At 62.6% G+C, this 19,992-nt stretch carries 11 protein-coding genes and 1 rRNA gene; 8 read left to right on the plus strand and 4 right to left on the minus strand.

Features of this window, described 5'->3' with window-relative positions:
- The 7 genes from rrf to TRP66_RS21765 form a co-directional block, all read left to right on the plus strand.
- Nucleotides 1-79: ribosomal RNA gene (gene rrf / locus TRP66_RS23755) — 5S ribosomal RNA — on the plus strand; the annotation flags it as partial.
- A gap of 217 nt (nucleotides 80-296) precedes the next feature.
- Complete coding sequence (gene recC, locus TRP66_RS21740; RefSeq protein WP_333407070.1) at nucleotides 297-3,773, plus strand: exodeoxyribonuclease V subunit gamma; 3,477 nt, start codon at nucleotides 297-299, stop codon at nucleotides 3,771-3,773.
- Entirely contained in the window at nucleotides 3,770-7,459 is a 3,690-nt protein-coding gene (gene recB / locus TRP66_RS21745; protein ID WP_333407072.1) for an exodeoxyribonuclease V subunit beta, read from the plus strand. The genes recC and recB overlap by 4 nt, the downstream gene beginning before the upstream one ends.
- A complete protein-coding gene (gene recD / locus TRP66_RS21750) occupies nucleotides 7,456-9,546 on the plus strand; it encodes an exodeoxyribonuclease V subunit alpha (RefSeq protein WP_333407075.1) in 2,091 nt (696 codons plus the stop codon). The genes recB and recD overlap by 4 nt, the downstream gene beginning before the upstream one ends.
- A 151-nt stretch (nucleotides 9,547-9,697) precedes the next feature.
- Complete coding sequence (locus tag TRP66_RS21755) at nucleotides 9,698-11,221, plus strand: CoA-acylating methylmalonate-semialdehyde dehydrogenase (protein ID WP_333407077.1); 1,524 nt, start codon at nucleotides 9,698-9,700, stop codon at nucleotides 11,219-11,221.
- A 29-nt stretch (nucleotides 11,222-11,250) separates the two neighbouring features.
- The gene (gene mmsB, locus TRP66_RS21760; protein WP_333407079.1) at nucleotides 11,251-12,138 is read left to right on the plus strand and encodes a 3-hydroxyisobutyrate dehydrogenase; all 888 of its coding nucleotides are present in this window, start codon (nucleotides 11,251-11,253) and stop codon (nucleotides 12,136-12,138) included.
- Nucleotides 12,139-12,228: 90 nt separating this feature from the next.
- Nucleotides 12,229-14,199: a TonB-dependent receptor domain-containing protein gene (locus TRP66_RS21765; protein WP_333407081.1), complete on the plus strand. Its 1,971-nt coding sequence runs from the start codon at nucleotides 12,229-12,231 to the stop codon at nucleotides 14,197-14,199.
- A 124-nt stretch (nucleotides 14,200-14,323) separates the two neighbouring features.
- Here TRP66_RS21765 and TRP66_RS21770 read toward each other — a convergent pair whose 3' ends face one another.
- Together TRP66_RS21770 and TRP66_RS21775 are read right to left on the minus strand one after the other, a co-directional pair.
- Nucleotides 14,324-15,661, minus strand: a complete 1,338-nt coding sequence (locus tag TRP66_RS21770; protein WP_333407083.1) for an ATP-binding protein — start codon at nucleotides 15,659-15,661, stop codon at nucleotides 14,324-14,326.
- Between the two features lie 29 nt (nucleotides 15,662-15,690).
- Nucleotides 15,691-16,452, minus strand: a complete 762-nt coding sequence (locus TRP66_RS21775) for a response regulator transcription factor (RefSeq protein WP_442965245.1) — start codon at nucleotides 16,450-16,452, stop codon at nucleotides 15,691-15,693.
- A gap of 208 nt (nucleotides 16,453-16,660) precedes the next feature.
- Between TRP66_RS21775 and ggt the strand changes: the two genes are divergently transcribed.
- A complete protein-coding gene (gene ggt / locus TRP66_RS21780; protein WP_333407087.1) occupies nucleotides 16,661-18,388 on the plus strand; it encodes a gamma-glutamyltransferase in 1,728 nt (575 codons plus the stop codon).
- Nucleotides 18,389-18,395: 7 nt separating this feature from the next.
- Here ggt and phnE read toward each other — a convergent pair whose 3' ends face one another.
- Nucleotides 18,396-19,163, minus strand: a complete 768-nt coding sequence (phnE, locus tag TRP66_RS21785; protein WP_333407089.1) for a phosphonate ABC transporter, permease protein PhnE — start codon at nucleotides 19,161-19,163, stop codon at nucleotides 18,396-18,398.
- Entirely contained in the window at nucleotides 19,160-19,987 is an 828-nt protein-coding gene (locus TRP66_RS21790; protein ID WP_442965246.1) for a PhnE/PtxC family ABC transporter permease, read from the minus strand. The genes phnE and TRP66_RS21790 overlap by 4 nt, the downstream gene beginning before the upstream one ends.
- Nucleotides 19,988-19,992: the final 5 nt, after the last annotated feature.

Below are 19,992 nucleotides of genomic sequence, written 5' to 3' on the forward strand. Positions count from 1 at the left end.
TCCCGAACTCAGCAGTGAAACGATGCATCGCCGATGGTAGTGTGGGGTTTCCCCATGTGAGAGTAGGTCATCGTCAAGATTCATTCCGAAACCCCTGATTGCATAAGCAGTCAGGGGTTTTGTCTTTTCCGGCATCTGTAGGCCGCTTCTACTCGATATGGCCGAGCCCACGACCGGGCCTACAAAGGCTGTGTTCCTTCAGCACAAACTGCGAGGCACATTCCGTATGGTAATCGCACACGCTTGCCCTTAAGGTTCGGCCTTAGCGATTCGTCCACCGCATCCAGGAAGCACGCATGTCTGACACAAACTCTCTCAGCGCCGGTTTCATGGTCGTTCACGGCAATCGACTGGATGAACTGCGCAGTCTGGTGGTGTCGTGGATGCGTCGCTACCCGCTTGCCCCACTGGAGAACGAGATCGCTCTGGTGCAAAGCAACGGTATCGCCCAGTGGCTCAAGATGGCTCTGGCCGAAGATCCCCAGGATGACGATCAAGGCGGCTGCGGGATCGCGGCAGCCATTGATGTGCAGTTGCCCGGCAGCTTCATGTGGCAGTTGTACCGACTAGTGCTTGGGCGCGATGAGATTCCTCCCACCTCGATGCTCGACAAGGCACCCTTGACCTGGCGCCTGATGCGTCTGCTGCCCGAGCTTATCGATCGGCCACATTTCGAGCCCCTGCAACGATTTCTTACGACCGACAGCGATATGCGCAAGCGTTATCAGCTGTCCGAACGTCTCGCAGACTTGTTCGACCAGTACCAGGTCTATCGCGCCGACTGGCTGGAAGACTGGGCCGCCGGACGGCATCAGCTGCGCAACGTGAGGGGCGAAGCCAGGCCGCTGACGGCTGCCAATTGCTGGCAGGCCGAGCTCTGGGGCGCGCTACTCGAAGATGTCGGTGAAAAGGGCATGGCGCAGAGCCGGGCGGGCGTGCATCAACGCTTCATGGAGCAAATCCATACTCTGACCGAAGCCCCAGCGGGCCTGCCGGCTCGGGTCATCGTCTTCGGTATCTCGTCGTTGCCGGCCCAGGTGCTTGAGGCTCTGGCAGGACTGGCTCGCTTCAGCCAGGTTCTACTCTGCGTTCACAACCCTTGTCGTCACCATTGGGCGGATATCGTCGCCGACAAGGATCTGCTGCGCCATCAGTACAAGCGACAGGCGCGCAAGGCCGGCATGCCGATCGTGCTCGATCCCGAAGCGCTGCACCAGCATGCCCATCCCTTGCTGGCAGCGTGGGGCAAGCAGGGTCGTGATTACATAAACCTGCTCGACAGCCATGATGACCCCGGCAGCTATCGCTCGGCTTTCAGGGACGGTCGGATCGACCTGTTCAGCGAAGGCGAACCCCGTACTCTGCTCAATCAGTTGCAGGACGATATCCTCGAACTGCGACCGCTGGATGAAACCCGTGAGCTCTGGCCGGCCGTCGATCCGCGCACGGATCGATCGATACGCTTCCATGTAGCCCATAGCGCGCAGCGCGAGGTCGAGGTGCTGCACGATCAGTTGCTGGCCCGTTTCAGCAACGACCCCCAACTGCGTCCACGTGATGTCATCGTCATGGTGCCAGAGATCGACAGCTACGCCCCTCATATCCGGGCCGTCTTCGGGCAGATGGAGCGCGATGATCGCCGCTTCATTCCCTTTACCCTGGCGGACCAGGGCCAGCGGGGTCGGGAGCCCTTGCTCATCGCGGTCGAACACCTGCTCAAATTGCCCGACAGTCGCTTCCCGGTAAGCGAGATTCTCGACCTGCTTGATGTTCCGGCACTGCGCGCACGCTTCCGGATTCAGGAGCGCGATCTAGCCACGTTGCATCGCTGGATCGAAGGAGCAGGCATACGCTGGGGACTCAACGCACGGCAGCGGGAAGGCCTCGGGCTGCCCGACAGCCTGGAGCAAAACAGCTGGCATTTCGGTCTTCGGCGTATGTTACTGGGCTACGCGGTCGGAGCGGGAAGCGCTTACGACGCAATCGAACCCTATGACGAAATCGGTGGGCTGGACGCCGCCCTGATCGGACCGCTCGTGGCTCTGGTCGACGCTCTGGAGGCGGCGCATACCGAACTGTCCAGCGCCGCGACGCCTTCTGTGTGGGGTGAGCGTCTGCAAACGTTGTTGCAAGTCTTCTTCCAGGCAGACAGCGAACATGACGACTATCTACTGGGCCAGCTCGAAACCCTGCGCGAAACCTGGCTGGAGACGTGCGAGGCTGTTGGTTTGTCGGACGAGTTGCCGCTGACCGTGGTACGTGAAGCCTGGCTCGCGGGGCTCGATCAGGGACGGTTATCGCAACGCTTCCTGGCAGGCTCGGTCAATTTCTGCACACTGATGCCCATGCGTGCGATTCCCTTCAAGGTCGTATGTCTCCTGGGCATGAACGACGGCGACTATCCTCGTGCACAATCACCGCTGGACTTCGACCTGATGGGCAGCGACTACCGTCCAGGCGATCGCTCGCGGCGTGAGGATGACCGCTACCTGCTGCTCGAAGCGCTGCTTTCGGCGCAAGACCAGCTGTACGTCAGCTGGATCGGACGCAGCATTCGCGACAACACTGAGCGCCCCGCTTCGGTGCTGATAGGCCAGTTGCGCGACCATCTCGCGGCAGGCTGGACCCTCGCCGACGAAAGCGAAGCCAGTGGCAGGCAGGAAGCGGGTGAGCGACTGCTGAAGGCGCTTACGGTCGAACACCCTTTGCAACCTTTCAGCGCCAGCTATTTCCATGCTGGAAACAGCCTGTTCAGCTTCGCCAGCGAATGGCGTCTGCTTCACGAAAACACCACGAGAGTGTCCCGCGATTCTCCTTTGCCGCCTCATGAGCAGGACGAGCCTTTGAGCGTTGCGCAATTGCAGGATTTTCTGAGGAACCCGGTCAAGCATTTCTTCAGTCAGCGTCTTAAAGTCCACTTTGAGGTAGCCCAAGCGCCATTGGTGGACGAAGAACCGTTCGTACTCGATGCGCTGCAACGTTATGGCTTGAGCGAGAGTCTGCTCGCCGCTGCGCTGAACGGGGCCGATGACATCGATGCAGCATTGCAGGATCACGGGGTCAGACTCCAAGGCAGCGGACTGCTCCCCATGGCGGGATTCGGCTTGAGCTTGCAGGAAGAATTGATCGAGCCGCTGCCGGACGTACTCGGGCGCTACAAAGACCTGATTACCCTCTGGCCCGAGTCGCTAAGCAGTGCTCTGCCCATGACCTACGCCCATGGTGGTGTGACGGTCGATGGCTGGCTGGGCAATCTCCGCCGCAACGACCAGGGTCAACTGCTGGTCATCAGCGTGATTCCCAACGGCATCGGTTCGAAAAAGACGCGCAAGTGGCATCGGCTGATCCGGCCCTGGGTCATGCATCTGGTGGCTTGTGCCTGCGGGTTGCCGCTCAGCACGGCCCTGGTGGCCAGCGATGAAACCCTGATGCTGCACGCGCTGGACAAAGAGGCCGCCGGCGCAACCTTGAACGATCTGCTGACGGCCTGGCAACACGGTATGCGCCAACCGCTCCCGGTCGCCGTGAAAACCGCGTTCGCCTGGCTAGGCCAGCCGGCTGACAAGGCTGAGGCCGCGGCACGCAAGGCCTATGAAGGTGACGGTTTGACCAGCGACGGCGAACGGCGGGAAAGCCCTGCCTTGTATCGCCAGTTTCCTGACTTTGATGCCCTGATGGACAGCGAAGAATTCGCCGGTTGGTGTGAAACCCTTTACAAGCCGCTGTACGACGCGTCGTGGCAGTCGATATCCGCTGGAGAGACCCGCGCATGAGTCAGCAATCAATTCCCTTGGCGCTGCGCTTCCCGCTGCGGGGCAGCCAGCTGATCGAAGCCAGCGCCGGCACGGGCAAGACCTTCACTATCTCCGCGCTCTACCTGCGGCTGGTCCTCGGGCACGGGGACGAGCATGCGGGGTTCGGGCGCGAGTTGTTGCCTCCGCAGATTCTGGTAGTCACCTTTACCGATGCCGCTACCAAGGAACTGCGCGACCGGATCCGCACGCGTCTGGCGGAAGCCGCGCAGTTCTTCCGTGAAGAGATCGAAGCACCAGACGATCTGATCGACAGACTGCGCGACGAATTCGCGCCTGAGCTGTGGCCGAGCTGCGCCAACCGTCTGGACATCGCGGCGCAGTGGATGGATGAAGCCGCTGTATCGACTATTCACAGCTGGTGTCAGCGCATGCTGCGCGAGCATGCCTTCGACAGCGGCAGTCTGTTCACCCAGACCCTCGAAACCGACCACAGTGAATTGCTCGGCGAAGTGTTGCGCGATTACTGGCGGCGCTTCTGTTATCCCATGAGCGGCGACACCCTGAAATGGGTTCGTGACAACTGGGGTGGCCCGGCTGCGCTGTTGCCCAGGGTACGAGGTCTGTTCGGCCGTGAGCGTACCAGCGCGAGCGAGGATCCCGCCGAACTGATTGCCGCATCGCTGCTGGAACGCCGCAAGGCGCTTCAATCGCTCAAGGCGCCCTGGAGCAACTGGACCGAGGAACTGCTCGCAATTTTCCAGGACGGCGTGGCCCGTAAAGCCGTCGACGGCCGAAAAATCCAGGAGAGGTATTTCCGGCCGTGGTTCGAGAAGCTTTCGGCCTGGGCAGCCGATGAAGCCATCGAAGCGCTGGATCTGGGCACAGGCTTCACGCGTCTGACTCCGGACGGCATAGCCGAGGCCTGGAAGAGCAGCGCGCCGTCGCACCCGGCTTTCGAGGCGATGCTGGAGTTGAAAGCTTCGCTGGACGGACTGCCCAGGCCCGACGCCGCCGTACTGCAGCATGCTGCGCAGTGGGTCAGCACGCGTTTCGAGGAAGAAAAACGTCGCCGCGCGGAGATGGGTTTCGACGACATGCTGCTCAGACTGGACACCGCATTGCAGGACGCAGGCGGCGAGCGTCTGGCGACTTTGATCCGCGAGCAGTTTCCAGTGGCGTTGATCGATGAGTTCCAGGATACCGACCCGGTGCAGTACCGGATTTTCGAACGCATCTACCGTCTCGAAGAAAACGACGAGCAGACCGGCCTGTTCCTGATTGGCGACCCCAAACAGGCGATCTACGCCTTTCGCGGCGCTGACATCTATACCTATCTGCGAGCGCGGAGCGCAACGGCCGGGCGCTGGCACACGCTGGACACCAACTACCGCTCCAGCCATGCGATGGTGGAGTCGGTCAACCACGTGTTCGACCGCGCCGAGCAGCGTCCACAGGGGCGAGGCGCGTTTCTTTTCCGGCAGGACGGCGCCAACCCGGTCCCATTCGGTAAGGCCCTTGCCCAGGGACGCAAGGAGCATCTGGCGCTGGACGACCGCCCGCTGGCAGCTTTGACGCTGTGGCACCTGCAGACCGATCAGCCGGTTTCCGGCGCGACTTACCGGCAGCAACTGGCGGCCAGTTGCGCCAGCGAAATCGTTCGCCTGCTCAATGCCGGGCAACAAGGGCGCGCAGGTTTTGCCAGGGCCGATCAGCCGCTGCGCGGTCTGTTGCCAGCCGACATTGCGATTCTGGTGCGCGACGGCAAGGAAGCCCAGGCAGTACGCAATGAACTGACCGCCAGAGGCGTGCGCAGCGTTTATCTGTCCGACAAGGATTCGGTGTTCTCCGCCCAGGAAGCCCAGGATGTGCTGGCCTGGCTCAAGGCCTGCGCAGACCCCGATGCCGAACGCATTCTGCGTGCCGCGCTGGCCTGCATCACCCTTGACCTGCCATTGAGCGAACTGGAACGACTGAATCAGGATGAGCTGGCCTGGGAACAACGCGTCATGCAGTTCCGTGAGTACCGCGGCATATGGCGAACCCAGGGTGTGCTACCGATGCTGCGTCGTTTGCTGCACGATTTCGCTCTGCCTCAGACGTTGATCGAGCGTCCGGATGGCGAGCGGGTATTGACCAACCTGCTGCACCTGTCGGAACTCCTGCAACAGGCCGCCGCGGAACTCGACGGTGAGCAGGCTTTGATCCGCCATCTCGCCGAGCATCTCGCGCTGTCCGGGCAAACCGGGGAAGAACAGGTCCTACGCCTGGAAAGCGACGAGCAGCTGGTCAAGGTCGTGACCATCCATAAATCCAAAGGGCTGCAATATCCTTTGGTATTCCTGCCATTCATCTGCTCGGCCAAGCCGGTCGACGGGAGTCGTCTGCCGCTGGTCTATCACGACGCGGACGGTCGGGCGCACATCAGCCTGCAGCCCAACGAAGAGTTGATTCAGCGGTCCGACGATGAGCGTCTGGCCGAGGACCTGCGTCTGCTCTACGTCGCGCTGACCCGCTCGGAACACGCCTGCTGGCTGGGCATCGCCGACCTCAAGCGTGGCAACGCCAACGCATCGGTCCTGCATCGATCGGCCTTGGGTTATCTACTGGGCGGCGGCGATGTGCTGGCTGAATCGGTGGAGCTGAAAGTCTGGCTCGACGCATTGGCCCAAAACTGCGAGGGCATAGCGATGGAGCAGCTTCCCGAGCCCGAGCCGTTCACGTTCAGTCCACCGCGCAATGAAGCGCCGTTGCTCAAGCCGCTGGAACCCAAACGCCGTGCTGCGGAAAACTGGTGGATCGCTTCCTACAGCGCCCTGCGAATCGGTGACACCATTATTGCAGGCGCTGATCAGTCGCCGGACAGTCCGCAGGCCCAGAAACTTTTCGATGACGAGCGGCTGGACCCGGATGCGCCGCGCGACGTGCTGGCGGCGGGCAGCGACATCCATCGTTTTCCACGGGGGCCGAATCCCGGCACCTTCCTTCACGGTCTGCTCGAATGGGCCGGCAATGAAGGTTTTCCGCGCGCGGCCAGCCAGCCTGAGCTGCTCAAGGATGCGGTGGCGCGACGCTGCAATCGTCGTGGCTGGGAAGGATGGATCGACACGCTGTCGGACTGGCTGCGCGAGCTTCTGAATATGCCGCTACGCCTCGGCGATCAGGCACCGGTTGCACTGGGTGCGCTGGATCGGCCCAACCAGTATCGGGTCGAGATGGAATTCTGGTTTGCCAGCCATCAGGTCGACGTCGCGCGACTGGATGCGCTCCTTCGCCATTACACACATCACAACGCACCCCGTGCGGGGACCGAAACCGTCTCGCTGAACGGTATGTTCAAGGGCTTCATCGACCTGACCTTCGAGCACCAGGGGCGCTATTACGTGGCGGACTACAAGTCCAACTGGCTGGGTAGCGACGACGGTGCCTACACCGAGGCGGCCATGGAAGCCGCGATTCTCGATAACCGTTATGACCTGCAATACGTCCTGTATCTGCTGGCGCTGCATCGCCAATTGAAGGCCCGACTGGCCGACTACGACTATGACCGACACATGGGCGGTGCCGTTTACCTGTTCCTGCGGGGCAGCCGGGCGCCCAGCCAGGGAGCCTGGTTCACGCGTCCGCCCCGTGAACTGATCGAAGCGCTGGATCTGATGTTCCAGGGCAAGCCGGCGATCGCCCACTCCCATGAGGACTTCGCATGAGCCGCTCGTTCTTCGAACTCAAGCCCAGCGCCCTTGGCGAGGACTCCCTGGCGCAGTTGCAGCCGCTCACGCGCAGCGCGGATCTTCTGTTGCTGCTCGACCGCTGGGTAGAGCGCGGCTGGCTGCGCGCGCTGGACCGCGCCTTCGTGGCTTTTCTCGACGACCTCAGCCCGAACTCCGACCCGCTGGTGCTGATTGCCGCCGCGCTGACCAGCCATCAGCTAGGGCATGGTCATGTCTGTCTCGACCTTTACGAAACCCTGAAAGAGCCCGACTTCGCCCTGTCTCTGCCGCCTGAAGGCGATGTGCAGAACACGCCGATGCTCTTGCCATCACAAGTGCTTGCTCCGGTGCAGGGCGCGCACTGGTGCGACGCGCTGGCGGCGAGCGTTCTGGTGGCGAATGGCTCGGACAACAGCGCCGAAGCGATGCGCAAACCGCTGGTCCTCGCTGACCGGCGCCTGTATCTGCGTCGTTACTGGACCTACGAACGACGCATCGCCGCCGCGCTGCGCCAACGGCTGGCAGCCGGGGAGCCGACACCGGCCGACTTGCCGCAGCGTCTGGAAGCGCTGTTCGGCAAAGTCGGTTCTGCTCCGGGCGCGCAGGTCGACTGGCAGAAGCTGGCCTGTGCCATTGCCACTCGACGGGCATTCAGCATCATTACCGGCGGGCCCGGCACCGGCAAGACCACCACGGTAGTGCGCTTGCTGGCGCTGTTGCAGGCGCCGGCCGTGGCCAGCAGACACCCTTTGCGCATCCGGCTGGCGGCACCGACCGGCAAGGCCGCGGCGCGCCTGACCGAATCCATCAGTCAGCAAGTGCAGAGCCTGGATGTCAGCCCAGAAGTACGGCAGAAGATTCCCAGCGAAGTGACCACTGTGCACCGTCTGCTCGGCAGCCGCCCCGGCACCCGGCATTTTCGGCACCATGCCGGCGACCCGCTGCCGCTGGACGTGCTGGTCGTGGACGAAGCCTCGATGATCGACCTGGAGATGATGGCCAATCTGCTGGACGCGCTGCCGCCTCATGCACGCATGGTGCTGCTCGGTGACAAGGATCAGTTAGCGTCCGTGGAGGCCGGCGCGGTGCTGGGCGACCTGTGTCGGGACGCCGAAAACGGCTATTACAGTCCTCAGACCCAGGCATGGCTGCAAGAAGTGAGCGGCGAGGATCTGAGCCAGAGTCCTTTGTTGCCCGGCGACGCGCAAACCCATCCGCTGGCTCAGCAAGTCGTGATGCTGCGCCACTCGCGACGCTTCGGACAGGGCAGTGGCATCGGCCAGCTAGCGCGGCTGGTCAATCAGCAGCGCGATCAGGAAGCCCGTGCGCTACTCGCTGCGAAGACCTACCAGGATCTGTACGCGCTTGCCTTGAAAGGCGAGCAGGACCGCAAGTTCGAGCGACTGATTCTTGAAGGTCACGGCGGGGTGGACGGGCCGCAGGGCTATCGACGATATCTCGCGGTGCTTGCCGACGAGCGTCCCCAGGCGGGGGCTGGTCTGGAGGACGAATGCTGGACGGTCTGGGCCCGCGCGGTCTTGAACGCTTTCGACAGTTTTCAGTTGTTGTGTGCCGTGCGCAAGGGACCCTGGGGCGTGGAAGGGCTGAACCAGCGTATCACCCACGCGCTGTACAACGCGGGCCTGATCGAGAGCGAGCATCAGTGGTACGAAGGCCGTCCAGTGCTGATGACCCATAACGACTACGGCCTGGGGCTGATGAATGGAGACATCGGCATTACCCTGCGCCTGCCCGAGCGCGACGGGGCCGGCAGGCAAGTGTTGCGCGTCGCTTTTCCGCGCAACGATGGCAGTGGCGGAGTGCGCTTCGTGCTGCCGAGCCGGCTGACCGACGTGGAGACGGTCTACGCCATGACGGTCCACAAATCCCAGGGTTCGGAGTTCGCCCATACCGCGCTGATCCTGCCCGAAGCACTCAATCCGGTGCTGACCAAGGAGCTGATCTACACCGGCATCACCCGCGCCAAGCACTGGTTCAGCCTCATCGAACCGCGCCAGGGGGTGTTCGAAGAAGCCTTGCGGCGCAAGGTCAAGCGCCTGAGCGGGCTCATGCTCGAACTGTAATCGGCGCGGCGTCATGGGCGCGCATCGACAGGCGGTCGTCGCAGGCCTATCTATACTCCTGCCAGGTGACCAGAACCTGTGCCGCTCGGGCAGGCTGGTCTCGACCCTCGAGAGCCCTGTCCTAGACAGCCCTTTCCTAGAGAGCCCCGTCATGAACGCTTCGGAAAACAATAATAAAATGATCACTCGTGTGAAGCTGCTGATTGGAGGCGAAGCCGTCGAATCACAAAGCAGTGAATGGCAGGATGTCGTCAACCCCGCGACCCAACAAGTGCTGGCTCGGGTTCCTTTCGCCACCGCAACCGAAGTCGATGCCGCGGTGGCGGCGGCGCAGCTGGCGTTCGCCGATTGGCGACAGACTCCGATTGGCACCCGGATGCGCGTCATGCTCAGGTTTCAGGCGCTGGTACGCGAGCATTCCAGGCGTATTGCCGCGGTATTGAGCGCCGAGCAGGGCAAGACGCTTGCCGATGCCGAAGGCGATATCTTCCGCGGGCTCGAGGTCGTCGAGCACGCTTGCTCCATCGGCACGCTGCAAATGGGCGAATTCGCCGAGAACGTCGCCAGTGGAGTCGACACTTACACGCTCAGGCAGCCCCTTGGTGTATGCGCAGGCATCACACCGTTCAACTTCCCGGCGATGATTCCGTTATGGATGTTTCCCATGGCGATCGCCTGCGGCAACACCTTCGTGCTCAAGCCTTCCGAGCAGGATCCGTTATCCACCATGCTGCTGGTGGAGCTGGCGGTGGAAGCCGGGGTTCCGGCGGGCGTACTGAACGTCGTGCATGGCGGGAAAGCGGTGGTCGACGCGCTGTGCACCCACAAGGATATAAAGGCCATCTCCTTCGTGGGTTCGACCGCCGTCGGCACTCATGTCTACAACCTGGCGGGACAGCACGGCAAACGAGTGCAAGCCATGATGGGCGCGAAGAACCATGTCGTGGTACTGCCCGACGCTCATCGGGAGCAGACCCTCAATGCCCTGGTCGGTGCCGGTTTTGGTGCGGCGGGACAGCGCTGCATGGCGACCTCGGTCGTGGTTCTGGTCGGCGCGGCCGGGCAATGGCTGCCGGACCTCAAGGCGCTGGCGCAAAAGCTCAAGGTCAATGCCGGAAACGAACCTGGCACCGATATCGGGCCGGTGATTTCGCGCAAGGCCAGACAGCGCATCATCGAGCTGATCGATAGCGGGGTACGGGAAGGCGCGACGCTGGAGCTCGATGGTCGAAACATCAGCGTGCCGGGTTACGAGCAGGGAAATTTCATTGGGCCTACGCTGTTTTCCGGAGTGACGGGCGATATGCGGATCTACACCGAGGAAATCTTCGGCCCGGTCCTGCTGGTGATGGAAGTCGATACCCTGGATCAAGCCATTGCCCTGGTCAACGCCAACCCTTTCGGGAACGGCACCGGCCTGTTCACCCAGTGCGGGGCTGCCGCGCGCAAATTCCAGAGTGAAATCGACGTGGGGCAGGTGGGTATCAATATTCCGATTCCCGTGCCTGTGCCGTTTTTCAGTTTCACTGGATCGCGCGGTTCCAAGCTGGGCGACCTGGGTCCGTACGGCAAACAGGTCGTGCAGTTCTACACGCAGACCAAGACCGTCACCAGTCGCTGGTTCGACGATGACAGCGTCAGCCATGGCGTGAACACCACCATCAATCTGCGCTGATCCCGGCAGCCGAACGGAGCGACATCCTTATGAAAATCGCATTCATCGGTCTGGGCAACATGGGCGCGCCCATGGCCCGCAACCTCATCAAGGCCGGTCATCAATTGCAATTATTTGACCTGAACAAGGAGACACTCGCCGAGCTGTCCCGCCTGGGCGGCGTGGTAAGCGAGTCGCCTCGGCAGGCCGCTCAGGGCTGCGAGCTGGTCATCACCATGCTGCCGGCCGCACCCCACGTTCGCAGTGTCTATCTGGGTGAAAACGGCGTACTGGCAGGAATGAGGGCCGGCGCCGCAGCCGTGGATTGCAGCACCATCGACCCGCAGACCATTCGTGAGTTGTCGGTACTGGCGGCGGACAAGGGCGTTCTGCTCGGCGATGCGCCAGTGTCGGGAGGAACCGGCGGCGCTCAGGCGGGCACCCTGACTTTCATGGTCGGCGCCGCGCCGGAGCTGTTCGAACTGCTCAAACCGGTGCTGACACAGATGGGCCGCAATGTCGTGCACTGCGGCGAGGTGGGCACCGGGCAGATCGCCAAGATCTGCAACAATATGCTGCTGGCGATTTCCATGATCGGGATTTCCGAGGCCATGGCGCTGGGCAATGCCCTGGGCATCGACAGCGAAGTGCTCGCGGGTGTCATCAATACCTCCACCGGGCGCTGCTGGAGTTCGGAGGTCTACAACCCCTGGCCCGGGATCGTCGAGACGGCACCGGCCTCGCGCGGTTACACAGGCGGCTTTGGCGCCGAGCTGATGCTCAAGGACCTGGGGCTGGCGACGGATGCGGCGCGTTCGGCCCGGCAGCCGGTAATCATGGGCGCATTGGCACATCAGCTGTATCAGGCGATGAGCTTGCGCGGCGAAGGTGGCAGGGATTTTTCGGCCATCATCGAGAGCTATCGCCGCAAGGAATAGATCTCGACGGCAAACCTGTCACATCTTGTCCAACCTTCGTGAATGTAGATGCATACGATTCGCTTTTACCTCGAATCGTAAGGAAGCTACATGCACACTGCTCTTCGTCTGCGGCCAGTCGCCGTCCTGGTTAAAATTGCGTTGGCGTGCGCAGCCTCGGGCCAGGCGCAGGCTGCGGAGAACGTGATCGAGACGGCCAACGTCCTGTCCATCGAGGACGTGGTGGTCACCGCCGCAGGCTATGAGCAGAATCTGGAAGACGCACCGGCTTCCATCACCGTGATCACCGGCGATGAACTGCGCAAGAAATCCTTCCGTGATCTGACGGACGCAGTACGCGACGTCGAAGGCGTGACCGTCAACGGCGGTGCCAACGAGACGGATATTTCGATTCGAGGCATGCCCGCCGATTACACCTTGATCCTGGTCGACGGCAAACGGCAGAGCGCTCGCGAATCGCGGGTCAATGGCAATAGCGGCTACGAGCAAAGCTTCATTCCGCCCGCTGAAGCCATCGAACGGATCGAAGTGGTTCGCGGCCCGATGTCATCGCTGTACGGCTCGGACGCCATCGGCGGGGTGATCAATATCATCACCCGCAAGGTCACGCCGGAGTGGGGTGGTTCCTTCACTTACGATTACTCGGCACGCCAGCACAGTGATCAGGGCAACGCGCGGCAGTCGCAGTTCTACCTCAGCGGACCGATCAAGGAAGATTTGCTGGGCTTGCAGGTCTGGGGTCGGTATCTGGATCGCCAGGCTGACGATGACGTCGAACTGACCAATGGCTACAGCAAGGCAGATCACCGGGACCTGACGGCTCGCCTGGCCATTACCCCGACGCCGGACCACGACATTCTTCTGGAAGCAGGCGCGCAGCGATTGAAAAATGGCGACGGGCTCAGCGACAACTGGGCAACCCGGGAACAGGAAAACAATCGCGATCACTGGTCGATCTCCCATCAGGGCCGTTGGGGCTGGGCGACGTCCGATGTGTCCCTGGCCTATGAGAAATCCAGCCGCGAAGGCAAGGCCAGCGCCGATCAGACCGATATTCTCGGGCGCAAGCCAACGGTGGAGAACACGGTGTTCGATGCCAAGCTGGTGATGCCCACCGAGCGCAATATCACCACCGCCGGCCTGCAATGGAACGACACCACGGTGACTGACTGGAACCAGGGCCTGGGAGATCGCAAGGATTACGAATTTTCTGTCGTGCAGAAAGCGTTGTTCGCCGAGAACGAGTGGTCGATGACCGACACTTTCTCGCTGACCATCGGCCTGCGTATGGACCATCACGAAGAATACGGCGTGCACTTCAGCCCGCGGGTGTATGGCGTCTGGCGCGCCACCGACGACTGGACGTTCAAGGGCGGCGTGGCGCGAGGCTTCAAGGCGCCGGAATTGCGTGCAGTGGTCGCGGACTATTCCTACCTGCGGCGTAATCGTTATGTGATGTTCGGTAACCCGGATCTGAAACCGGAAACCAGCACCAACTACGAGTTCTCCGCGCTATGGTCCAATCGCAACGACCTGTCGGCTGGTGCGACCGTGTTCTACAACGACTTCCAGGACAAGTTGTCGACAGTCACGACCAGCGAGGTATGGAACGGCTACGTCATCATGGAGCGCGTTAACGTCGACAAGGCGGTGATCAAGGGCGTGGAGCTGAACGGTCGTTGGGAGATCACGCCGGACATTGCGCTCAAGGGTAACTACACCTACACCGATTCCGAACAGAAAAGCGGCGCCAACGCCGGAGCGCCGTTGGCGCTGACGCCCAAGCAAAAGGCCAACGTGCGCGCCGAATGGCAGCTCAACGACAAGACACAGCTGTGGGCGGCGACCAATTATTACGGCAAGGAGTACGGCACGACCTTGAGCGGCGAGCCCGCGCCGGGCTACACCACCGCGGACATTGGCGGCTCCTATGAGCTGACACGCAACATTTCGCTGAACGCTGCGCTGTACAACGTGACCGACAAGCGCCTGGACGACGAAACCTACGGCACCGTGAATTATGGCCGTACGCTGTGGGCGAGCACTACGTTGCGGTTCTGAGCCGAGACCGCGTTGGCCCCGTCGCGAGCTTCGCTCCCTCCCACAAGAGTTCGCGGCACCCCATTCCAGTGGGAGGGAGCGAAGCTCGCGACGAAGGTTATGCGGAGTCTGACCGAACGGCTTCCTAAAGGGGCTGCGCCGGCAGCCGGATCATTGCACACAACCCTGCCGGCGGACGGTTTTCCAGGATCAGTTCGCCGCCATGGGCCTGAACGCAGGAACGTGCGATGGCCAGGCCCAGGCCCAGGCCGCCGCCCTGGGTCCGGTTCGCGCCGTTATGGCTCAGTTGCACGAACGGCTCGAACACCTGAGCCAGCCAGGCCGGCTCGATGCCGGGACCGTGATCGAGTACTTCGAGATGGATCTCTCCTTCCTCCGACCACAAGCGGACGCTGGCGTCGCCGGCATGGCACAGCGCGTTATCGATCAGATTGGTCAGCGCCCGTTTCAACGCCAGCGGCCGGCACCGACAACGGATATCCATGCCGCGCTGCCAGCCTATGGGCTTGCCCATGCTGGCGTAGCGCCTGGCGAGGTCGTCGAGCATTGTCGTCAGGGATATCTCGACGGTCGCTTCCTGCACCGCATCACCCCGCACGAAATTCAATGTTTCGCGCACCATGGCCTGCAATTCGTCGAGGCTTTCCAGCATGTCGTCGCGCTGGGGCCCGTCTTCCAGCAACTCCATTTGCAGGCGCAACTCGGTGATGGGCGTGTTCAGATCGTGGCTTATAGCAGCCAGCATCCGGGTACGCCCTTCCACATGCCGGGCGATCCGCTCCTGCATCACGTTGAACGCGTGGGTCAGATCGCGGGACTCCTGCGGACCGGAGAGTGGCAGTGGCGGTATCCATTCGCCCCGGCTGACGCGCTCGGTCGCATGCGCCAGCGTCTTGACCGGCTCGACGATGCGGCGCATGAAAAAGATCACGATCAACAAGATTGGTATCGTCGTGACCGGCAGGGTGTAGGCCAGCATCCGGCCCCACTCATAACCTCCGGCCGGGTGCTGGATGGCGTTGAGATATTCGCCATTGTGCAGGTCGATGCTGGTGCGCAGCTTCAACGGCGCCCATCCCGCCGCGACGAACACATGCTCGCGGGCCGGGCCGCCGCTGATGCGTTCCAGTTGCATGCCGACCACCGTATCGGCCGGCAGTTTCACGCGCTTGCGCAGGTCCGCCACCAGGCGCAGTTCTTCAGGCCGCATCTCCGTGTCATCGGCCACGGGGCTGCCGGCGACCCAGAAATGCGAATCGGGCGTTTGCATCGCCGCAAGCAGGCTCGACGCGTCTTGCGCGGAAAGTCCCTGCGCGGCATGCCAGGCGGTGATCAGCCGCTCCACCGCCAGGGTTCGCGACAGCGGGTGGATCAGCGCGCCGGTGCGTTGCAGATACAGCATGGCGATCGCGTTGGAAGCGAGCAGCGCCAGCAGCAACAGCATGCCCAGTTGCCCGGTCATGCGCCGGGGCCAGAGCAGTCCGAAGCCTTTCACTGCGGGTGTGAAACCACATCGGCGGCCAGCAGGTAGCCGTCGCCCCAGATGGTTCTCAACAGCTCGGGTTCGACCGGATTATCGTCCAGCTTGCGGCGCAGACGGCTGATCTGCCGGTCGATGGCGCGGTCGAAGACTTCGCTTCCCGGCCGCGCCGTCAGGTCGATCAGACGCTGGCGGCCGAGTACGGTCCTGGGATGTTCAAGCAGTACGTTCAACAACCTGCTTTCGGCCGTGCTCAATCGCACGCAAGAGCCGTCGCGACGCACCAGCGTCGCCGTGGCATTGCAGAAACTCAGCCCCGCGAATTCATGGCGCCCGCTGGATGCCGGGAGTGGCGCCAACGCGGCGCTCGAAGAAGCGCGATCGGCGCTACGACGGCGCAACACGCTGTTGATCCGCGCCACCAGTTCGCGAGGCTCGAATGGCTTGGTCACATAATCATCGGCGCCAAGATCAAGACCCCGTACCCGATCGGCGCAGGTGTCGCGAGCGGTCAGCAGAATCACCGGCAACCTGTCCTTGCGATGCAGACGGCTGCACAGCTCGAAGCCATCACCGTCAGGCAAGGTCACGTCGAGCACCACGGCATCGAACGTCTGCTGCTTGAGCAGTTGCCACATGCCCGCCGCGTCCTCGGCAGTGCGCACGTCGAACAGATGGCGACGCAGGTAGACGGCCAGCGGATCGCGGATCTTGCGGTGATCGTCGACCACCAGAATACGCGGCGCTGTCGGGGGTTGAGGTACAGCGGAGATCATTGAAAGTCCTGCAAAGCCAGCGAAGCCATCCCCCGCGACCGGCTGCGTGGATGATTCTCATTGATGGGCGCGATGGTATCCCATTTGCCTTGCGGGCGTCGCCATCAGACCCTTCTGTCAGATAGTGCATTCGATAAACCGCTCATGACCCGCTACTTTGAAAAGGTCTGTTACATCCCATCATCAAAAAAAGAAGAGATTCGCCATGAAGTTCGAGCCCTTTGCCAGATCGCTGATCGCGGCAGCTGTCATCCTGTTCCATTTCCCAGTCCAGGCTGCTTCGCAGGCGCCGGTCGCCGCTGAAAACGGCATGGTCGTGACGGCCCAGCATCTGGCCACCCGCGTCGGCGTCGACGTGCTCAAGGATGGCGGCAACGCCGTGGATGCGGCGGTCGCGGTGGGCTACGCGCTGGCAGTCGTCTATCCGGCGGCGGGCAACCTGGGTGGTGGTGGATTCATGACCGTTCAGCTTGCAGACGGTCGCAAGACCTTCCTCGACTTCCGCGAGAAAGCACCGCTGGCGGCCACTGCGGACATGTACCTGGACAAGCAGGGCAACGTCATTCCGGAGGCCAGCTCCCGCGGGCATCTGGCCGTCGGCGTGCCGGGCACCGTTTCGGGCATGGAGCTGGCGCGCAGCAAGTACGGCACGTTCAAGCGCGAGGATCTGATCGCCCCGGCGATCAAGCTGGCCGAAGACGGCTTCGTGCTCGAACAGGGGGATGTCGATCTGCTGTCCACCGCAACGGACGTCTTCAAAGCCGATATGGCCGACTCAGGCTCGATTTTCCTGCACCAGGGCGAGGCGATGCAGGTCGGGCAACGGCTGGTGCAGAAAGATCTCGGCAAGACCCTGCGCGAAATTTCCGGCAAAGGCAGCGACGGTTTCTACAAAGGCTGGGTCGCCAAGGCGCTGGTGGATTCGAGCCAGGCCGGCAAGGGCATCATCACCCAGGCCGATCTGGACAAGTACAAGACCCGCGAACTGGCGCCCATCGAGTGCGACTACCGGGGTTATCACGTGGTGTCGGCGCCGCCGCCCAGCTCAGGCGGCGTGGTGATCTGCCAGATCCTGAACATCCTCGAAGGCTACCCGATGAAGGACCTCGGCTTCCGCTCGGCGCAGGCCATGCATTATCAGATTGAAGCGATGCGCCACGCTTACGTGGACCGCAACAGCTATCTGGGCGACCCGGATTTCGTCAAAAACCCCATCGACCATCTGCTCAACCGCGAGTACGCGGCCAAGCTGCGCGCAGCCATCGATCCGCAGAAGGCGGGGATCTCAAACGAAATCAAGCCGGGCGTCGCGCCCCATGAAGGCAACAACACCACGCATTACTCCATCGTGGACAAATGGGGCAACGCGGTATCGGTCACCTATACCCTCAACGACTGGTTCGGCGCGGGCGTCATGGCCAGCAAGACTGGCGTGATTCTCAATGACGAAATGGACGATTTCACCGTCAAGGTCGGCGTGCCCAACATGTACGGGCTGGTGCAGGGCGAGGCCAATGCCATCGCGCCGGGCAAGACGCCGCTGTCGTCCATGAGCCCGACCATCGTCACCAAGGACGGCAAGACCGTCATGGTGGTCGGCACGCCGGGCGGCAGTCGCATCATCACCGCGACCCTACTGACCATGCTCAACGTGATCGACTACGGCATGAATATTCAGGAGGCTGTCGACGCCCCGCGCTTCCATCAGCAATGGCAGCCGGAGGAAACCAACCTGGATACGTTCGCGGTCAGCCCGGACACTCTGAAGATTCTCGAAAGCTGGGGTCACAAGTTCGCGGCTCCACAACCGCTCAATCACGTCGCGGCGATTCTGGTGGGTGCGCCAGCACTGGGCGGCGAGCCAGTAGGCAAGAACCGGTTCTACGGGGCCAACGACCCTCGGCGCAATACCGGGCTGTCGTTGGGATATTGATCCCGGCTCAGCCGCGCACCCAGCGCTGACGGCTCCAGCCGCTCAGCGCATCCACCGCGAAGACCAGCACCAGCATCGCCAGAATCACGGTGCTGGCCTGGGCTTCCTGGAACAGGCTGAGGTTGACGTACAGCATCTGCCCCAGCCCGCCGGCGCCCACCAGCCCGAGAATGCTCGCCATACGGATGTTGTTTTCCCAGCGGTAGAGACTGTACGCCAGCAACTGCGGCCAGAGATTGGGCAATGTCCCGTAGCAGAACGCCTGCCAGGCGCTGCCGCCCTGCAAGCGGATCGCTGCGGCAGGCTGCTGCGGCGTGTTTTCCAGCGCTTCAGCGAACAGCCGGCCCAGTACGCCCGTGGTGTGCAGCGCCAGCGCCAGGCTGCCCGCGTTCGGTCCCAGCCCCGCGGCCAATACCATCAAGACCGCCCACACCAGTTCAGGTATCGCCCGCAACGCATTGAGCAGCAGACGGCTGAAACCACGCAGCGGCCAGCCAAGGCGACCGGCGGCGGGCAGTGCCAGCAACAGGCCGAAGATCGCCGCCAGCAGTGTGCCGAGCGCCGACATCGCCAGGGTCTCCAGCGCGCCGTGCACAATTGCCGCCAAATGCGCGGTGCTCAGGTCCGGGCTCATGAAACGCGCGGCGTAACCACTCATCTGCGTCAGGCTGTCGCCGCCGCCGATGCCGAGCATATCCAGGCCCAGATACGCAAAAGAGCCGACGACAGCGGCGGCAATCGCCAGCAGCAACATCAGGTTGACCGCGCGTCTCATGTAAACCTCGAGCGCAGCAGGCGGCTGAGCTGATCGGCTACCAGCACCAGCAACAGGAACGTCAGCAACATGCTCGCGACTTCGGCGCCGGCGAACATGCGCATCGACAGGTCGATCTGCTGCCCGAGCCCGCCCGCGCCGACGAAGCCCATCACCACCGAGGCGCGTACCGCGCATTCCCAGCGATACACGGTGTACGACGTCAGCTCGCCGGCGGCGCTGGGCAGGATGCCGTAGGCCAGGGCGGCGATGCGGCCGCTGCCGGCGCGCAACAGGGCTTGAGCCGGGCGCTGGTCCACCGACTCGAAGATTTCCGCGTAGACCTTGCCCAGCATCCCCGCGTAGGTGATTGCGATGGCAAGTACTCCAGCGGTAGGACCGAGCCCCACGGCGCGTACGAACAGCAACGCCCAGACGATTTCCGGCACGCTGCGCAGAAATATCAGCACGCCACGCGCCGGCCAGCGAATGCACTGGCCCGGCCAGGCCGGTCGCCCGTTACGGGAAGCCGCCGACAATGACAGCGCACGGCTGGCAAGCAGACTCGCCGGCACCGCCAGCACCAGGGCCAGCGCCATGCCGGCCGTGGCGATTGCCAGGGTTTGCAGGGTGGCGTCCAGCAGCAATTCGAGAAACTCCGCCGAACGCGCGGGCGGCCAGAAGCCAGCGACGAAAGCGCCCATGGTTCGGGTGTTTTCCGGGTCCAGCAGTACCGACGGATTCAACTCGGCCAAGCGAATGCCCGGCCACAGCAGCGCGATTGCCAGCACACACAGCAACAGACGTGGTCCGGCGGCAGGGTCGCGGCGGTCACGGGCGAGCAATCCCA

The organism is Pseudomonas sp. JDS28PS106 (assembly GCF_036706555.1).
GTDB lineage: Bacteria > Pseudomonadota > Gammaproteobacteria > Pseudomonadales > Pseudomonadaceae > Aquipseudomonas.